This is a genomic window from Burkholderia sp. SIMBA_062 (genome assembly GCF_046534765.1).
Taxonomy (GTDB): Bacteria; Pseudomonadota; Gammaproteobacteria; order Burkholderiales; family Burkholderiaceae; genus Burkholderia; species Burkholderia ambifaria.
On the sequence record NZ_JAWRYD010000009.1, the window covers coordinates 123,383 to 141,525 of the forward strand.

An 18,143-nucleotide genomic window follows, 5' to 3' on the forward strand; every position below is an offset into this window, starting at 1 on the left:
AGTTTCCGCGGGAAAAATATCATGCCGATCTACGCCTATCGATGCGAAGCGTGCGGTTTCGCGAAGGACATGCTCCAGAAGATGAGCGATGCGCCGCTGTCGCAATGCCCCGAATGCGGGAAGGATGCTTTTCGCAAGCAGGTCACCGCCGCCGGCTTCCAGTTGAAGGGTTCCGGCTGGTATGTCACCGATTTCCGCGGTGGCTCGGGCGGCACCAGCGCGCCGGCGGCGACGACGGGCGACGCGGGGGCCGCGGCACCTGCCGCCGCGGCGCCGGCGGCAGCCGCCACGAGTTCCGAAAGTGCGACGACGAGCGCCGCGCCCGCCCCGGCTGCGGCGCCCGCCGCCGGCAGTTGACAGTCGCGGCCCGTCCGGGCCGCGTCCACACCGCGCCTCCGGCGCGGTTCATTGACGGCAGATGATGAAAAAGACGACCCTGAAAACGGTGTTTCTGACCGGCCTGCTGGTTCTCGTCCCGCTCGCGATCACGCTGTGGGTGCTCGGTCTCATCATCGGCACGATGGACCAGACACTGCTGCTGCTGCCCGAATCGTGGCAGCCGGAGCGGATGCTCGGCTTCCGCCTGCCGGGGCTCGGCGCGGTGCTGACGCTCGCGTTCATCTTCGTCGTCGGGCTGGCCACGCAGAACTTCATCGGCCAGAAGCTCGTCACGTGGTGGAACGCGGTCGTGCGTCACATCCCGGTCGTCGGGCCGATCTACACGAGCGTCAAGCAGGTGTCGGACACGCTGCTGTCGAGCAGCGGCAACGCGTTCCGCAAGGCGCTGCTGATCGAATATCCGCGTCGCGGCTCGTATACGATCGCGTTTCTGACCGGCGCGCCCGGCGGCGACGTGGTCAACCATCTGACGGAAGAGTACGTGAGCGTGTACGTGCCCACGACACCGAACCCGACGTCGGGCTTCTTCCTGATGCTGCCCAAGAGCGAAGTCATCGAACTCGACATGTCGGTCGATGCCGCGCTCAAGTACATCGTCTCGATGGGCGTCGTGGCGCCTTCGGCGCCGGCTCCGGTGCCCGCCCGCCGCCCCGTCGAGCCGCCGCTGTAAGTAAAGAATCATCGCCCGGGCCGCGCGTTGCGGCACCCGTTGATCAAACCGAACGAAAGCAAACATCATGTCGATGCGTACTGAATACTGCGGTCTCGTGACCGAACACCTGCTGGGCCAAACCGTGTCGCTGTGCGGCTGGGTGCAGCGTCGCCGCGATCACGGCGGTGTGATCTTCATCGACCTGCGCGATCGTGAAGGCCTCGTGCAGGTGGTGTGCGACCCGGATCGCGCGGAAATGTTCGCGACCGCCGAAGGCGTGCGCAACGAGTTCTGCGTGCAGATCAAGGGTCTCGTGCGCAACCGTCCGGAAGGCACGGTCAACGCCGGCCTGAAGAGCGGCAAGATCGAAGTGCTGTGTCATGAACTGAACGTGGTGAATGCGTCGGTCACGCCGCCGTTCCAGCTCGACGACGACAACCTGTCGGAAACGACGCGCCTCACGCACCGCGTGCTCGACCTGCGCCGTCCGCAGATGCAGCACAACCTGCGTCTGCGCTACCGCGTCGCGATCGAAGCGCGCAAGTACCTCGACGAGCAGGGCTTCATCGACATCGAAACGCCGATGCTGACGAAGAGCACGCCGGAAGGCGCGCGCGACTACCTCGTGCCGTCGCGCGTGAACGCGGGCCAGTTCTTCGCGCTGCCGCAATCGCCGCAGCTGTTCAAGCAGCTGCTGATGGTCGCGAACTTCGACCGTTACTACCAGATCACCAAGTGCTTCCGCGATGAGGACTTGCGCGCCGACCGCCAGCCGGAATTCACGCAGATCGACTGCGAGACGTCGTTCCTCGGCGAGCAGGAAATCCGCGACCTGTTCGAGGACATGATCCGTCACATCTTCAAGACGACGATCGACGTCGAACTCGACGCGACATTCCCGGTGATGCCGTACTCGGAAGCGATGGCGCGTTTCGGTTCGGACAAGCCGGACCTGCGCGTGCAGCTCGAATTCACCGAGCTGACCGACGCGATGAAGGACGTCGACTTCAAGGTGTTCAGCACGCCGGCCAATGCGAAGGATGGCCGTGTCGCGGCGCTGCGCGTGCCGAAGGGCGGCGAGCTGTCGCGCGGCGACATCGACGGCTACACGGAATTCGTGCGCATCTACGGCGCGAAGGGCCTCGCGTGGATCAAGGTCAACGAGAAGGCGAAGGGCCGCGACGGCCTGCAGAGCCCGATCGTCAAGAACCTGCACGACGCGTCGATCGCGGCGATCCTCGAGCGCACCGGTGCTGAAGACGGCGACATCATCTTCTTCGCGGCCGACCGCGCGAAGGTCGTCAACGACAGCCTCGGCGCGCTGCGCCTGAAGATCGGCCATTCGGAATTCGGCAAGGCGAACGGCCTCGTCCAGGCCGGCTGGAAGCCGCTGTGGGTCGTCGATTTCCCGATGTTCGAATACGACGACGAAGACGCGCGCTACGTCGCGGCGCACCACCCGTTCACGAGCCCGAAGGACGAGCATCTCGAATACCTCGAGACCGATCCGGGCCGCTGCCTCGCGAAGGCGTACGACATGGTGCTGAACGGCTGGGAAATCGGCGGCGGCTCGGTGCGTATCCACCGCGAGGAAGTGCAGAGCAAGGTGTTCCGCGCGCTGAAGATCGGTGCGGAAGAAGCGCAGCTGAAGTTCGGCTTCCTGCTGGACGCGCTGCAGTACGGCGCGCCGCCGCACGGCGGTATCGCGTTCGGTCTCGACCGCATCGTCACGATGATGGCCGGTGCCGACTCGATCCGCGACGTGATCGCGTTCCCGAAGACGCAGCGTGCGCAGGACCTGCTCACGCAGGCGCCGAGCCCGGTCGACGAGCGTCAGCTGCGCGAACTGCACATCCGTCTGCGTCAGCCGGAACAGCCGAAGGCGTAACGCCTGTCGCAGGTCGTGCGCGCGGCGACGCGCGCGCGACACCCCAACGAAACAGGCGCCGCGATGCGCCTGTTTCGTTTTTTGCGGTACAGTCGCAGCACTTGCCGCACGTTCGGGCACAGGCCCGGCGCACGGCCCTGTGCCGCATGAAACAAAGATGACGAAGCCGCCGAAAATTCCCGAATCCGTTCTCGTCGTGATCTACACGCCCGAACTCGACGTGCTGGTGATCAAGCGTGCCGACCAGCCCGATTTCTGGCAATCGGTGACCGGATCGAAGGACACGCTCGACGAGCCGCTCGCGCTCACGGCCGCGCGCGAAGTCGCCGAGGAAACCGGCATCCTGGTCGGTACGCACGACGTGCCGGCCACCGCGCTGATCGACTGGCACCACCGGATCGAATACACGATCTATCCGCAATACCTGCATCGCTACGGGCCGGGCGTCACGCGCAACGTCGAGCACTGGTTCGGCCTGTGCGTGCCGCACCGCGTCGACGTGACGCTGTCGCCGCGCGAGCATGTCGACCATGCGTGGCTGCCGTACCGCGAAGCGGCCGCGCGCTGCTACTCGCCGTCGAACGCCGAGGCGATCCTGCAACTGCCGGTGCGCGTGTCGCTCGCGCGGGCGCCGCACGGCTCGTCCGCATGAATTCGGAAACCCGCAAGCGCTTCGCGCAATTGCGGCAGATGTTCCTGCAGGAACGCGGCTCCGCGTCGCGGCTCGCGTTCACCGCCGGCAACACGGTGCGGCTGTGCACGACCGGCGGCGAATTCTTCCACGCGCTGATCGAGCGGATCGATGCGGCGCGCGAGCAGGTGATGCTCGAAACCTACATCTTCTGCGACGATGCGGCCGGCCGCCCGGTGTCGGATGCGCTGATCCGCGCCGCGCAGCGCGGCGTGCGCGTGCGCGTGATTACCGACGGCGTCGGCACCGCGCGCCTGCCGCTGTTCGACACGTGGTCCGACGCCGGCGTCGAGCACTGCATCTACAACCGCTTCCTGTTCGGCCGCTTCGGCTTCTCGCGCACGCACCGCAAGCTCGCAGTGATCGATCAGGCGGTCGCGTACTGCGGCGGCATCAACATCGTCGACGACTTCACGCAGGGCAGCGCGACGCTGCCGTATCCGCGCTGGGATTTCGCAGTCGAGATGGCCGGGCCGGCGGTGTCGGACGTGCGCGCCGCGTTCGAGTTGCAGTGGCACCGCATCCAGTTCGGCCACAAGCCGTACGCGCAATATGCGGCCGGGCTGCACGGCGGCGAAGCGTTCCCGGACATGTTCCGGCGCTGGATGCGCAGCCACCGATGGATCAAGGCCGGGGCGCTGCGGGTCGTCACCGAGCCGAGCGTCGCGTTCGTCGCGCGCGACAACGTCGTGAACCGCCGCGCGATCGAGAAGGCGTATCTCGCCGCGATCGGCCAGGCGCGTCAACGGATCCTGGTCGCGAACCCGTATTTCATGCCGGGCCGCAAGCTGCGCCGTGCGTTGACGGGCGCCGCGCGGCGTGGCGTCGACGTGCGGATCCTGATCGGCCGCAAGGAGTTCACCGCGCTCGATACGGCCGTGCCGTTCCTGTATCACGCACTGCTGCGCGCGGGCGTGCGCGTGGCGGAATACGACAAGACGATCCTGCACGGCAAGGTCGCGGTGATCGACGACAACTGGGCGACGGTCGGTTCGTCGAATCTGGACGCGCTGAGCCTGATGCTCAACAATGAAGCCAATGTCGTGCTGGTGCGCTACGATGCGCTCACCAACGAGCTGCGCGACGCGATCACGATCGCGTTCTCCGAAGGCCGCGAAATCGACGCCGCCCGGTACGCCGCGCGGCCGCGCATCGAGCGTATGCTGAACTGGCTCGCGTACAACACGTACCGCGTCGTGATGAAGGCGTTGACGGTCGGCGGTTACGACTAAGCATCCGCTTCAAAAATCTGTCCGCACGTTCGTGCGGAAAAGCCGCTCCGGCCCCGCCGGAATCGCGCAAAATAGCGGCTCGGTTAGACACCGGTTTCTAATAATTTCCTTGTTTCGCGAGCGGCCGCACTCAATAATAGTACGGCCGTTCGATTTTATTCGAACCCCGAACGGTTAAGAAAAAGCTATGCGAAAAGGCGAACAGACGCGTGCCGCGATACTCGAAGCTGCTTTGGACCTCGCCAGCCGTGACGGGCTGGAGGGGCTGACGATCGGCCTGCTGGCCGAGCGCATGCAGATGAGCAAGAGCGGTGTGTTCGCGCACTTCGGATCGCGGGAAGACCTCCAGGTCGAGGTCGTCCGCGAATATCACCATCGTTTCGAAAACGAGGTGTTCTTTCCGAGCCTGCGCGAGCCGCGAGGCTTGCCGCGCCTTCGGGCGATGCTGGCTCGCTGGACGGAGAAGCGCATCCAGGAGGTGACGACCGGATGCATCTACATCAGCGGAGCCGTCGAGTACGACGACCGGCCTGACAGCCCCGTGCGCGAGCAGTTGATCGCAAGCGTGACGGCCTGGCGTGCCGCGATGCTGCGTGCCATTTCGCAGGCGAAGGAAGAAGGCCATCTGCGTGCGGATACCGATCCGGACCTGATGCTCTTCGAGTTGTACAGCTTCACGCTCGGCCTGCATCACGACGCACGCTTCCTGCATTCGCCGGATGCCGTGCGCCTCACGTGGGCCGCGCTGGAAAAGACGATCGTTTCGTATCAGAGCGAGAGCCGTTAGCGGCGCGTGACCCGCCCGCCAGGAGCTCGAGCCGTTTTGCCCACCTTTGGAGAGAGTCATGGGACAGTACGCCGCGCCGCTGCGCGACATGCAATTCGTGTTGCACGAGCTTCTGAACGTCGAAGCCGAGGTCAAGCAAATGCCGCGGCATGCGGACCTCGACGCCGACACGATCAACCAGGTTCTCGAGGAGGCGGGCAAGTTCTGCTCCGAGGTACTGTTCCCGCTGAACCAGGTCGGCGACCGCGAAGGCTGCACGTATGAAGGCGACGGCGTCGTGAAGACCCCGACCGGCTTCAAGGAAGCGTATCGGCAGTACGTCGAGGCCGGCTGGCCGGCGCTCGGCTGCGATCCGGACTACGGCGGCCAGGGCCTGCCCGCGTTCGTGAACAACGCGCTCTACGAAATGCTGAACTCGGCGAACCAGGCTTGGACGATGTATCCGGGCCTGTCGCACGGCGCCTACGAATGCCTGCACGCGCACGGCGCGCCGGAACTGCAGCAGCAATATCTGCCGAAGCTCGTGTCGGGCGAATGGACGGGCACGATGTGCCTGACCGAGCCGCACTGCGGCACCGACCTCGGCATCCTGCGCACCAAGGCCGAGCCGAACGGCGACGGCTCGTACTCGATCAGCGGCACGAAGATCTTCATCTCGAGCGGCGAGCACGACATGTCGAAGAACATTGTCCACCTCGTGCTCGCGCGCCTGCCGGACGCGCCGCAAGGCACCAAGGGGATCTCGCTGTTCATCGTGCCGAAGTTCGTTCCGGACGCCGCGGGCGAGCCGGGGGAGCGCAACGGCATCAAGTGCGGCTCGATCGAGCACAAGATGGGCATCCACGGCAACTCGACGTGCGTGATGAACCTCGACAACGCGAAGGGCTGGATGGTCGGCGAGCCGAACAAGGGCCTCAACGCGATGTTCGTGATGATGAACGCCGCGCGTCTCGGCGTCGGCATGCAGGGCCTGGGCCTGACGGAAGTCGCCTACCAGAACTCGCTGACGTACGCGAGGGAACGCCTGCAGATGCGCTCGCTGACGGGCCCGAAGGCGCCGGACAAGCCGGCCGATCCGATCATCGTGCACCCGGACGTGCGCCGCATGCTGCTCACGCAGAAGGCCTACGCGGAAGGCGCGCGCGCCTTCACGTACTGGTCCGCGCTGCAGATCGACAAGGAACTGTCGCACGGTGACGAAGCGGTGCGCAAGGAAGCGGCCGACCTCGTCGCGCTGCTCACGCCGATCATCAAGGCGTTCCTGACCGACAACGCGTTCGAGTCGACCAACCACGCGATGCAGATCTACGGCGGCCACGGCTTCATCTCCGAGTGGGGCATGGAGCAGTACGTGCGCGACGCGCGGATCAACATGATCTACGAAGGCACGAACTCGATCCAGTCGCTCGACCTGCTGGGCCGCAAGGTGCTCGGCGACATGGGCGCGAAGCTGAAGAAGTTCGGCAAGCTCGTCACCGAATTCGCGGAAGCCGAAGGCGTGAAGCCGGAAATGGCCGAGTTCATCAACCCGCTCGCCGACATCGGCGACAAGGTGCAGAAGCTGACGATGGAAATCGGCATGAAGGCGATGCAGAACCCGGACGAAGTCGGCGCCGCCGCCGTGCCGTACCTGCGCACCGTCGGCCATCTGGTGTTCTCGTACTTCTGGGCGCGCATGGCGCGCATCGCTCTCGACAACGAAGCGTCGGGAGATCCGTTCTACAAGTCGAAGCTCGCGACGGCCCGCTTCTATTTCGCGCGCCTGCTGCCCGAGACGGCAGCGACGATCCGCGCCGCGCGCGCCGGTTCGAAGACGCTGATGGAAGTCGACGAATCGCTGTTCTGACGCGAGGTCGGGCGGTGCGCGCCGCGCGCCGCCCGGACGCAACGGTTCCTGGTACTCACTTCGCCGTGCAGCCCTCACAACCCGCGCTGCACGACACTATCCGGAGACATCCCGTGAGCAATTTCCTGATTCGCAAGGTCGCCGTGCTGGGCGCCGGCGTGATGGGCGCGCAGATCGCCGCCCACCTCGTCAACGCGCGCGTGCCGGTGCTGCTGTTCGACCTGCCGGCCAAGGAAGGCCCGAAGAACGCGATCGCGCTGAAGGCGATCGAGAACCTGAAGAAGCTGTCGCCCGCGCCGTTTGGCGTGAAGGACGACGCGAAATACCTCGAAGCCGCGAACTACGAGGACGACATCGCGAAGCTCGCCGAGTGCGATGTCGTGATCGAAGCGATCGCCGAGCGGATGGACTGGAAGCACGACCTGTACAAGAAGGTCGCGCCGCACATCGCACCGAATGCGATCTTCGCGACCAACACGTCGGGCCTGTCGATCACGAAGCTGTCCGAAGGTTTCTCGGACGAGCTGAAGTCGCGCTTCTGCGGCGTGCACTTCTTCAACCCGCCGCGCTACATGCACCTCGTCGAGCTGATCCCGACCGCGCATACGCGTGCCGACATCCTCGACCAGCTCGAAACGTTCCTGACGAGCATCGTCGGCAAGGGCGTCGTGCGCGCGAAGGACACGCCGAACTTCATCGCGAACCGCGTCGGCATCTTCTCGATCCTCGCGGTGATCACCGAGGCCGCGAAGTTCGGCCTGCGCTTCGACGAAGTCGACGATCTGACGGGCAGCCGCCTCGGCCGCGCGAAGTCGGCGACGTTCCGCACCGCGGACGTGGTCGGCCTCGACACGATGGCGCACGTGATCAAGACGATGCAGGACAACCTCGCCGACGATCCGTTCTTCCCGGTCTACCAGACGCCTGCCGTGCTCGCCGAACTGGTGAAGCAGGGCGCGCTCGGCCAGAAGACGGGCGGCGGCTTCTACAAGAAGGAAGGCAAGGCGATCAAGGTGCTCGACGCGAAGACGGGCAGCTACGTCGATTCCGGCGCGAAGGCGGACGAAACGGTCGGCCGCATCCTGAAGCGTCCGCCGGCGGAACGCCTGAAGCTGCTGCGCGAGACGGATCATCCGCACGCGCAGTTCCTGTGGTCGATCTTCCGTGACGTGTTCCACTACATCGGCGTGCATCTCGAGTCGATCGCCGACAACGCGCGCGACGTCGACCTCGCGATCCGCTGGGGCTTCGGCTGGAACGAAGGCCCGTTCGAAGGCTGGCAGGCCGCCGGCTGGAAGCAGGTCGCCGAGTGGGTGCAGGAAGACATCGCTGCCGGCAAGGCGCTCGCGAACGTGCCGCTGCCGTCGTGGGTGCTCGAGGGTCCGGTCGCCGAGCAGGGCGGCGTGCACACGGCCGAAGGCTCGTGGGCGCCGGCGTCGAAGCGCTTCGTGCCGCGCTCCGACCTGGCCGTCTACGGCCGGCAGGTGTTCCGCGCGCCGCTGATCGGCGAAACGGGAGCCGATCCAAAGACGTACGGCAAGACGCTGTTCGAAACCGACGCGGTGCGTGCGTGGGTCGATGATCGCGCGGGCGAGGACGACGTCGTGATCGTGTCGTTCAAGTCGAAGATGAACACGATCGGGCCGAGCGTGATCGACGGCCTCGTGCAGGCGATCGAACTCGCGGAGAAGGATTACAAGGGCGTGGTGATCTGGCAGCCGACGTCGCTGAAGCTCGGCACGCCGGGCGGCCCGTTCTCGGCCGGCGCGAACCTCGAGGAGGCGATGCCCGCGTTCATGATGGGCGGCGCGAAGGGCATCGAGCCGTTCGTGAAGAAGTTCCAGGAAGGCATGCTGCGCGTGAAGTACGCGAACGTGCCGGTCGTCGCGGCCGTGTCGGGCATCGCGCTCGGCGGCGGTTGCGAGCTGATGCTGCACAGCGCGAAGCGCGTCGTGCACGTCGAGAGCTACATCGGTCTCGTCGAAGTGGGCGTCGGCCTCGTGCCGGCGGGCGGCGGCCTGAAGGAAGCGGCGCTGCGCGCGGCGGAGGCGGCAACGGCCGCGAACGCGACCACCGACATCCTGAAGTTCGTCACGAAGTCGTTCGAGAACGCGGCGATGGCGAAGGTGTCGTCGTCGGCGCACGATGCGCGCGCGATGGGCTACCTGAAGCCGTCCGACACGATCGTCTTCAACGTGTTCGAACTGCTCGACACCGCGAAGAAGGAAGCCCGTGCGCTGGCCGACGTCGGCTATCGCACACCGCTGCGCGCGAAGGACGTGCCGGTGGCGGGCCGCTCGGCGATCGCGACGATCAAGGCATCGCTCGTCAACATGCGTGATGGCCGCTTCATCAGCGATCACGACTACCTGATCGCGAGCCGCATCGCCGAAGCCGTGTGCGGCGGCGACGTCGAAGCCGGCAGCCTCGTCGACGAGCAGTGGCTGCTCGCGCTCGAGCGCCGCGCATTCGTCGAGCTGCTCGGCACGCAGAAGACGCAGGAACGGATCATGGGCATGTTGCAGACCGGCAAGCCGGTGCGTAACTGAGCGAGCGGATAAGGAGCTTCAAATGAGCAAACAACTGCAAGACGCATACATCGTCGCCGCCAGCCGCACCCCGATCGGCAAGGCCCCGCGCGGTGTCTTCAAGAACACGCGCCCCGACGAGCTGCTGGTTCACGCGATCAGGTCGGCGGTCGCGCAGGTGCCCGGCTTCGACACGAAGCTGATCGAGGACGCGATCATCGGCTGCGCGATTCCGGAAGCCGAGCAGGGCCTGAACGTCGCGCGGATGGGCGCGCTGCTCGCGGGCCTGCCGCAGACGGTCGGCGGCGTGACGGTCAACCGCTTCTGCGCGTCGGGCATCACGGCGCTGGCGATGGCGGCCGACCGCATCCGCGTCGGCGAATCCGACGCGCTGCTCGCGGGCGGCTGCGAATCGATGAGCATGGTGCCGATGATGGGCAACAAGCCGTCGATGTCGCCGCACATCTTCGATCGCAGCGAAGACTTCGGCATCGCGTACGGGATGGGGTTGACCGCCGAGCGCGTCGCCGAGCAGTGGAAGGTGAGCCGCGAAGACCAGGACGCGTTCTCGGTCGAATCGCACCGCAAGGCGCTCGCCGCGCAGCAGGCCGGCGAGTTCGGCGACGAAATCGCCGCGTACACGCTCACCGAGCGTTTCCCGAACCTCGCGACGGGCGAGGTCGACGTGAAGACGCGCGAGATCAAGCTCGACGAAGGTCCGCGCGCGGATACGTCGATCGAAGGCCTCGCGAAGCTGCGCACGGTGTTCGCGAACAAGGGCTCGGTCACGGCCGGCAACAGCTCGCAGACGTCGGACGGCGCGGGCGCGCTGCTCGTCGTGTCGGAGAAGGTGCTGAAGGAATTCAACCTGACGCCGCTCGCACGCTTCGTGAGCTTCGCGGTGCGCGGCGTGCTGCCCGAAATCATGGGCATCGGCCCGAAGGAAGCGATTCCGGCCGCGCTGAAGGCCGCGGGCCTGAAGCAGGACGATCTCGACTGGATCGAGCTGAACGAGGCATTTGCCGCGCAGTCGCTGGCGGTGATCCGCGATCTCGGCCTCGACCCGTCGAAGGTCAACCCGGTCGGCGGCGCGATCGCGCTCGGCCACCCGCTCGGCGCGACCGGCGCGATCCGCGCGGCGACCGTCGTGCACGGCCTGCGCCGCCGCAACCTCAAGTACGGGATGGTCACGATGTGCGTCGGCACCGGCATGGGTGCGGCGGGCATCATCGAACGCCTGTAGGCGGGACGCGACGACAAGCGACGACGGTGCGCGGGCCACGAGCTCGCGCACCGTTTTTTTCATTCCGGTAGAGGACGTCAAAGGAGACGGTTGTGGCCGAAATTCAAGTGGAACGCGCCGACGGCGTGATGACGATCACGATCGCACGCCCGGCGAAGAAGAACGCGCTGACGGCGGCGATGTACCAGACGATGGCCGATGCGCTCGCCGACGCGCAGGAAGACAAGGCGATCCGCGTGATCCTGCTGCGCGGCAGCGACGGCAACTTCAGCGCGGGGAACGATCTCGAGGATTTCCTGAAGGCGCCGCCGAAGGACGAGAACGCGCCGGTGTTCCAGTTTCTCGCGCGGATCAGCCAGGCGAGCAAGCCGATCGTCGCCGCGGTGCCGGGTGTCGCGGTCGGCGTCGGCGTGACGATGCTGCTGCACTGCGACCTCGTCTACGCGGCCGACGTCGCGACGTTCTCGCTGCCGTTCGCGCAGCTCGGGCTGTGCCCGGAAGCCGCATCGAGCGCGCTGCTGCCGCGTCTGGCCGGCCATCAGGTCGCGGCCGAGAAGCTGCTGCTCGGCGAGGCGTTCGATGCGCTGGAAGCGCACCGGATCGGCATCGTCAATCGCGTGCTGCCGGCCGCCGAACTCGACGCATTCGCGGCGAAGCAGGCCGCGAAGCTCGCGGCGCTGCCGGCGTCGTCGCTGCGCGTGACGAAGGCGCTGCTGAAGGATACGGGCGGGATCGCGGTTGCCGCGCGGATCGCCGAGGAAGCCGGCCACTTCTCCGCGATGCTGCGCGCGCCGGAAGCGCGCGAGGCGATGACGGCGTTCTTCGAGAAGCGCAAGCCGGATTTCCGTCAGTTCGACTGACGCAGCGGCCCGCGCCGGCACCAATCCGCCGGCGCGGCCGGACGGCCGGCGTCAGGCCGTGCCGTAATCGACGTGGCCGGTTTCGCGGCAGAAACTGACGAGCCGCAGACCGGCCGCCTTTGCGATCTCGATCGCGAGCGACGACGGCGCGGAGATCGTCGCGACCATCGGGATGCCGACCCGCGCCGATTTGCGCACGAGCTCGTAGCTCGCCCGGCTCGACAGGAACACGAAGCCGTCGGTCGCGTCGGCGCGTGCCAGCACGAGCGAGCCGATCAGCTTGTCGAGTGCGTTGTGGCGGCCGACATCCTCGAACGCCATCTGGATCGTGCCTGTTGCATCGCTCCATGCGGCCGCATGCAGGCCGCCGGTGAGCCGCGTGAGGGCCTGATGGGCCGGCAGCGCGTGGGCCGCGCGCGCGAGCGCGTCGGGCGCGAGGCGCGCGAGAAAGCCGGTGTCGGGCACCCGTTCCGGCGCGAGATCGAGCAGGTCGATGCTTTCGATCCCGCACACGCCGCAGCCGGTGCGCCCGGCGAGCGCGCGGCGCCGGTCCTTCAGCGCCGCGAACGCCTGCTGGACGACCTCCAGATGCACCTCCGCGTGCGGCAGCGGGGCGTCGGCGTGCAGGATCACGTCGATGTCCTTGATGTCGCTGCCGCGTTCGACGATCCCTTCCGAGATCGCGAAGCCGACCGCGAACGCCTCGAGGTCGCGCGGGGTGCACATCATCACCGCGTGCGAGATGCCGTTGAAGACCAGCGCGACCGGCCATTCCTGGCCGACGTAGTCGTGGGCGGTCTCGACCGCGCCGCCGCGCGTGCGGCGCACGGACAGCTCGATCGCGCCGCGCGGTTCGTCTGTTTCAGTCGGATTCACGAGCACTCCCGTTGATTCGATGCAGGGGCGGCGACGATCGTGTGCGCCGCCCGCGCGCAGAGGTTCTAAAATACCCCAGGCAGGCCGGCCGCGCCGGCATCCGCCACTCGGGTAACGACCATGGGACTCAGCGACGCTCCGCTGCTATTCAATTTCGAACACGATTCGTCGGAAAACCTGACGTACATTCCGATGATCGTGCGTTTCAATCTCGACCGCTTCGGTCTGCGGATTTCGCTCGAGCAATGGCAGTTGCTGCCGCTCGAGGACCGCAAGCTGCTCGCGCGCTTTCCGGCTGACGACGACACCGTGATCGAGCCCAATTTCGATCACGCGCTGTTCGAAATGCTGCGCACGCATGCCGATCTCGAGCCGTCGTGGTTCCAGCCGGACGAGCAGCCGAGCTGGCGCGCGACCGACACGGTGCCGGACGCGCTCGTGCAGCAGAGCGCGCTGGCCGGGCTGCCGGCGCCCGCGCTTGCGCAGTGGCAGCGGCTCGCGCCGTTCCAGCGCTACGTGCTGATGAAGCTGTCGCGCAAGCCGACGCTCAATCACGACTTCGTGCCGGCGATGCGGGAGTTCGGGCTGACGGCCACGCATTGACGGGCCCCGGGGAGCGCCGCCTGCGGCGCCGCGGCGCGGCGCGTGCGGATCAGAGCGGCGGCAGTTGACGCGGCTTGCGGTCGGGTCCGGTCGCGACATAGGTGAGCGTCGCTTCGGTCACCTTCACGATTTCGCCCATCAGGCGCATGCGCTGCGCGTACACCTCGACGTCGACCGTCACCGACGTGTTGCCGGTGCGCGTGATGGTCGCGTAGAAGCTCAGCAGGTCGCCGACGAACACCGGCTGCTTGAACACGAACGAATTGACCGCGACCGTCGCGACGCGGCCGTTCGCCCGCTGGCTCGCGGGGATCGAGCCGGCGATGTCGACCTGCGACATGATCCAGCCGCCGAACACGTCCCCGTGGACGTTCGCGTCGTGCGGTTGCGGGACGACGCGCAGCGCGGGCTGGTGTTGCGGAAGTTCGAGGGTCGAATCGGTCATGGCGGGGGCTTTCATCCTGTAATAAATGCGCCGCCGCGCGCAGCCGAGCCGGCGAGGGCGCCGGCAGCGGCGCGAAGCGGCTTCTGCGACAATACAACGTTCGCAAATTGTACGAGAAAGCGGGCGAGTCGGCCGCCGCAGCACGCGTCCGGCAGCGCCGCCGATCCTTCCCCCCATGCGCCGATATTCCACTTCCGGCGAGCCCGCGCCGGCTCCGACCGGGCCACGCAACGACTGGCAGACCATCCGGTCGCTGCTGCCGTACCTGGCCACCTACAAATGGCGCGTCGCGCTCGCGCTCGGCTGCCTGATCGGCGCGAAGGTCGCGAACCTCGGCGTGCCGGTCGTGATGAAACGCATCGTCGATCACCTGTCCGCCGTGCAGCAGCTCACCGCGCTCGGCCGCGCCGAGCAGTCGGCCGGCATCGTGCTCGCGGGCGGCGTCGGCCTGCTGGTCGTCGCGTATGCGTTCGTGCGGCTGTCGACGTCGCTCTTCACCGAGCTGCGCGAGATCCTGTTCTCGAAGGTCACCGAGAGCGCGGTGCGCCAGCTCGCGCTGCAGGTGTTCCGGCATCTGCACGGGCTGTCGCTGCGCTTCCATCTCGAACGCCAGACGGGCGGCATGTCGCGAGACATCGAGCGCGGCACCCGCGGCATCCAGCAGCTGATTTCCTATTCGCTGTACAGCATCCTGCCGACGCTCGTCGAGGTCGGGCTCGTGCTCGGCTTCTTCGTGGTCAAGTACGAGGCGTACTACGCGTATGTGACGTTCGCGGCGCTCGTCACGTACATCGTGTTCACCGTGAAGGTCACCAACTGGCGCACGCATTTTCGTCGCACGATGAACGAGCTCGATTCGCGCGCGAACTCGCGGGCGATCGATTCGCTGATCAACTACGAGACGGTGAAGTACTTTGGCAACGAGGAGTGGGAGGCGCAGCGCTACGACGAGAACCTGAAGCGCTACCGCAAGGCCGCGATCCGCTCGCAGAACTCGCTGTCGGTGCTGAACTTCGGCCAGCAGGCGATCATCGGCACCGGGCTCGTGTTCATCCTGTGGCGCGCGACGCAGGGCGTGCTGGCGGGCAAGCTGACGCTCGGCGATCTGGTGCTGATCAACACGTTCATGCTGCAGTTGTACATTCCGCTGAATTTTCTCGGCGTCGTGTATCGCGAGCTGAAGCAGAGCCTCACCGACATGGACCGGATGTTCGGGCTGCTGGCGGCCGCGAAGGAAGTCCCGGACGCGCCCGACGCGCGGCCGCTCGCGGTGGCCGGCGCGCAGGTGCGCTTCGAGCACGTGAACTTCTCGTACGAAGCGTCGCGCCAGATCCTGCACGACGTGACGTTTACGATCGACGCGGGCACGACAACCGCGGTGGTCGGTCACAGCGGCTCCGGCAAGTCGACGCTGTCGCGCCTGCTGTTCCGCTTCTACGATCTCGACCGGCAGGCGGGCGGCGCGATCCGGATCGACGGCCAGGACATCCGCGACGTCACGCAGGACTCGCTGCGCGCGTCGATCGGGATCGTGCCGCAGGACACCGTGCTGTTCAACGACTCGATCTACTACAACATCGCGTACGGCCGGCCGAGCGCGAGCCGCGACGAAGTGATCGCGGCCGCGCGCGCCGCGCACATCCACGACTTCATCGAAAGTTTGCCGAAGGGCTATGACACGCCGGTCGGCGAGCGCGGGCTGAAGCTGTCGGGCGGCGAAAAGCAGCGCGTCGCGATCGCGCGCACGCTGCTGAAGGATCCGCCGGTGCTGCTGTTCGACGAGGCGACGTCGGCGCTCGATTCACGCTCGGAGCGTGCGATCCAGCACGAGCTCGACCAGATCGCGCGGCACCGCACGACGCTCGTGATCGCGCATCGGCTGTCGACGGTCGTGCATGCGCAGCAGATTCTCGTGATGGACCACGGGCGGATCGTCGAGCGCGGCACGCACGACGAGCTCGTGCGCGCGGACGGCCTCTACGCGCAGATGTGGGCGCTGCAGCAACAGCGCGCGGCGGCGGGCGGGGAAGCGGCCGAGGCCGCGTGAGGATGGATGGCTGCCCGCGCGCGGCGCGAGCGGGTGGGTTGCTGGACGGCCGGTATCGGACGGCCGGTGTCGGAGGGCCGGTATCGGACGGCGTTGCGCGGTCACCGCCGGATCGCCCGGCGGTCGGCCGCGAAACGATCAGCCCGCGGCGCGCAGCCGCGCGTCGAGCTCGCCGAGCTGCGCGGGCGTGCCGACGTTCTCCCAGATACCTTCATGCAATTCGCCGGTCGCGCGGCCGGCCTCGATGGTCGCCCTGAAGTAGGGCGACAGCGCGCGGTGCGTGCCGGGCACGATGTCGCGGAACATCCGCGTGTCGTACACGCCGATGCTGCCGAACGTGACGCGCGGGGCGCCGGCGAGCGCGAGCCGGCCGTCGTCGCGGAGCACGAAATCGCCGTCCGGATGGAACGGCGGGTTCGGCACCATCACGAGATGCATCGCGGGCGCGTCGAGCGCGGCCATTCGAGCGGCGCGGGCGCCGAGCGTCCGGTAGTCGAATGTGCAGTACAGGTCGCCCGCGACGCCCGCGAACACCGTGGGCCGGCCGTCGCGCTCGAGCAGCGGCAGCGCCTGCGCGATGCCGCCGGCGGTTTCCAGCGCTTCGCCTTCGGCCGAATATGCGAGCCGCACGCCCCAGCGCGAGCCGTCGCCGAGCGACGCCTCGAACTGTTCGCCGAGCCACGCGTGGTTGATCACGATCGTCTCGATGCCCGCGCGGGCGAGCGCTTCGATCTGCCAGACGATCAGCGGCTTGCCGCCGGCTTCGAGCAGCGGCTTCGGGCGGGCGTCGGTCAGCGGACGCATCCGTTCGCCGCGCCCGGCGGCGAAGATCATCGCCGTGGTCAAGGTAGTGCTCATGTTGTTCGGCTGAATGTGAGGGCGGTCAGAACGGTCAGAACGTATAGCCGACGTCGGCCGCGGCGTTGCCCTCGAGCTCGTCGAGCAGCTTCGCGAACGGCACGAGCGGGCGGTAGCGCAGCGCGACCTTGCGCGCATAGGCGAGAAAGCGCGGCAGGTCGTTCAGATAGTGCGGCTTGCCGTCGCGGTAGTTGATGCGCGCGAACAGGCCGAGGATCTTGATGTGGCGCTGCAGCCCCATCCATTCGAGCTGGCGGTAGAACTCGCCGAAGTCCGGATCGACCGGCAGACCGGCCTTCTTCGCCCGTTCCCAGTAGTACGCGAAGCAGTCGAGCTCGAACTCCTCGTCCCAGCTGATGAACGCGTCGCGCAGCAGCGACACGACGTCGTACGTCAGCGGCCCGTACACGGCGTCCTGGAAGTCGAGCACGCCCGGGTTCGGCTCGCAGACCATCAGGTTGCGCGGCATGAAATCGCGCAGCATGAAGCCCTGCGGCTGCGCATGGGCGCTCGCGACCAGCAGCGCGAAGGTGCGCTCGAGCGTGCCGCGCATCGCGTCGGTGACGGGCCTGCCGAGGTGCCGGCCGACGAACCATTCGGGCAGCAGCTCCATCTCGCGGCGCAGGAACGCCTCGTCGAACGGCGGCAGCACGTCCGGCCGCGACGTCAGCTGGAAGCGGATCAGCGCATCGAGCGCGTCGCGCATCAGCGGGCGTGCCGCGACCGGATCGGCCGGATCGAGCACCGAGATGTACGACGTGCGGCCGAGGTCGGTCACGAGCATGAACCCCGCGCCGAAATCGTGGGCCAGCACGTCCGGCACGTGGTCGCCAGCCGCGGCGAGCAGTTGCGCGACCTGGACGAATTCGCGGCACTTCTCGGGCGGTGGCGCGTCGACCGCGATCAGCGAGCCGCCGGGGCTCGTGGCCGACGCGACACGGAAATAGCGGCGGAAACTGGCGTCCGACGACGCGGGTGCGAGGGTCGACAGGTCGAGGGCGAAGCGCTCGGCGAGCGGGCGCAGCCACGCGGTCAGTGCTTCGAGGCGGGCGTCGGGCTGGGATGCGGCGGATGGGGGCGTCATGAAACTCGGCGGAGGGGGGAACGTCTTGCCATATAATACCCCACGACTTTTTTGACGCGCCCCGCGTCAGCTTGCGCCGCGCAGGCCCGCCGCCTGTCGCGCCG

At 67.1% G+C, this 18,143-nt stretch carries 16 protein-coding genes; 12 read left to right on the forward strand and 4 right to left on the reverse strand.

Annotated features, from left to right (window positions below):
• The first annotated feature begins 21 nt into the window (after positions 1-21).
• The 10 genes from SB786_RS12045 to SB786_RS12090 all read left to right on the forward strand — a co-directional run bounded on the left by SB786_RS12045 (position 22) and on the right by SB786_RS12090 (position 12,126).
• Entirely contained in the window at positions 22-357 is a 336-nt protein-coding gene (locus SB786_RS12045) for an FmdB family zinc ribbon protein (protein ID WP_410727652.1), read from the forward strand.
• Positions 358-418: 61 nt separating this feature from the next.
• The gene (locus SB786_RS12050; RefSeq protein ID WP_410727653.1) at positions 419-1,069 is read left to right on the forward strand and encodes a DUF502 domain-containing protein; all 651 of its coding nucleotides are present in this window, start codon (positions 419-421) and stop codon (positions 1,067-1,069) included.
• 67 nt (positions 1,070-1,136) lie between these two features.
• Entirely contained in the window at positions 1,137-2,939 is a 1,803-nt protein-coding gene (aspS, locus tag SB786_RS12055) for an aspartate--tRNA ligase (protein WP_410727654.1), read from the forward strand.
• A 157-nt stretch (positions 2,940-3,096) separates the two neighbouring features.
• Entirely contained in the window at positions 3,097-3,591 is a 495-nt protein-coding gene (nudB, locus tag SB786_RS12060) for a dihydroneopterin triphosphate diphosphatase (RefSeq protein WP_006751500.1), read from the forward strand.
• Positions 3,588-4,862: a cardiolipin synthase ClsB gene (gene clsB / locus SB786_RS12065; protein ID WP_410727655.1), complete on the forward strand. Its 1,275-nt coding sequence runs from the start codon at positions 3,588-3,590 to the stop codon at positions 4,860-4,862. The genes nudB and clsB overlap by 4 nt, the downstream gene beginning before the upstream one ends.
• A 187-nt stretch (positions 4,863-5,049) precedes the next feature.
• Entirely contained in the window at positions 5,050-5,649 is a 600-nt protein-coding gene (locus tag SB786_RS12070; RefSeq protein ID WP_006751498.1) for a TetR/AcrR family transcriptional regulator, read from the forward strand.
• Positions 5,650-5,707: 58 nt separating this feature from the next.
• Positions 5,708-7,495, forward strand: a complete 1,788-nt coding sequence (locus SB786_RS12075) for an acyl-CoA dehydrogenase C-terminal domain-containing protein (protein WP_410727656.1) — start codon at positions 5,708-5,710, stop codon at positions 7,493-7,495.
• Positions 7,496-7,608: 113 nt separating this feature from the next.
• Positions 7,609-10,044 (forward strand): 3-hydroxyacyl-CoA dehydrogenase/enoyl-CoA hydratase family protein, encoded by a 2,436-nt coding sequence (locus tag SB786_RS12080; RefSeq protein ID WP_410727657.1) that lies wholly within the window; start codon positions 7,609-7,611, stop codon positions 10,042-10,044.
• A 22-nt stretch (positions 10,045-10,066) separates the two neighbouring features.
• The gene (locus SB786_RS12085; RefSeq protein ID WP_410727658.1) at positions 10,067-11,266 is read left to right on the forward strand and encodes an acetyl-CoA C-acyltransferase; all 1,200 of its coding nucleotides are present in this window, start codon (positions 10,067-10,069) and stop codon (positions 11,264-11,266) included.
• A gap of 92 nt (positions 11,267-11,358) precedes the next feature.
• Positions 11,359-12,126: an enoyl-CoA hydratase gene (locus SB786_RS12090; RefSeq protein ID WP_410727659.1), complete on the forward strand. Its 768-nt coding sequence runs from the start codon at positions 11,359-11,361 to the stop codon at positions 12,124-12,126.
• Positions 12,127-12,177: 51 nt separating this feature from the next.
• On the opposite strand, the gene fdhD is transcribed toward SB786_RS12090, so the two are convergent.
• Positions 12,178-13,008 carry a formate dehydrogenase accessory sulfurtransferase FdhD gene (gene fdhD / locus SB786_RS12095; protein ID WP_410727660.1) on the reverse strand — a complete coding sequence of 277 codons (831 nt, stop codon included), beginning with the start codon at positions 13,006-13,008 and terminating at the stop codon, positions 12,178-12,180.
• 114 nt (positions 13,009-13,122) lie between these two features.
• Here fdhD and SB786_RS12100 point away from each other — a divergent pair, with 114 nt between their 5' ends.
• On the forward strand, positions 13,123-13,605 hold the full coding sequence (locus SB786_RS12100; RefSeq protein WP_006757842.1) for a nitrate reductase associated protein: 483 nt from the start codon (positions 13,123-13,125) through the stop codon (positions 13,603-13,605).
• A 49-nt stretch (positions 13,606-13,654) separates the two neighbouring features.
• Here SB786_RS12100 and SB786_RS12105 read toward each other — a convergent pair whose 3' ends face one another.
• Positions 13,655-14,050 carry an acyl-CoA thioesterase gene (locus SB786_RS12105; protein WP_006757841.1) on the reverse strand — a complete coding sequence of 132 codons (396 nt, stop codon included), beginning with the start codon at positions 14,048-14,050 and terminating at the stop codon, positions 13,655-13,657.
• Between the two features lie 175 nt (positions 14,051-14,225).
• Here SB786_RS12105 and SB786_RS12110 point away from each other — a divergent pair, with 175 nt between their 5' ends.
• Positions 14,226-16,097 carry an ABCB family ABC transporter ATP-binding protein/permease gene (locus tag SB786_RS12110; RefSeq protein ID WP_410727661.1) on the forward strand — a complete coding sequence of 624 codons (1,872 nt, stop codon included), beginning with the start codon at positions 14,226-14,228 and terminating at the stop codon, positions 16,095-16,097.
• 138 nt (positions 16,098-16,235) lie between these two features.
• Here the strand turns inward: SB786_RS12110 and murU are convergent, their stop codons facing one another.
• Entirely contained in the window at positions 16,236-16,955 is a 720-nt protein-coding gene (gene murU / locus SB786_RS12115; RefSeq protein ID WP_410727662.1) for an N-acetylmuramate alpha-1-phosphate uridylyltransferase MurU, read from the reverse strand.
• Positions 16,956-16,989: 34 nt separating this feature from the next.
• Positions 16,990-18,039 (reverse strand): aminoglycoside phosphotransferase family protein, encoded by a 1,050-nt coding sequence (locus SB786_RS12120; protein ID WP_410727663.1) that lies wholly within the window; start codon positions 18,037-18,039, stop codon positions 16,990-16,992.
• Positions 18,040-18,143: the final 104 nt, after the last annotated feature.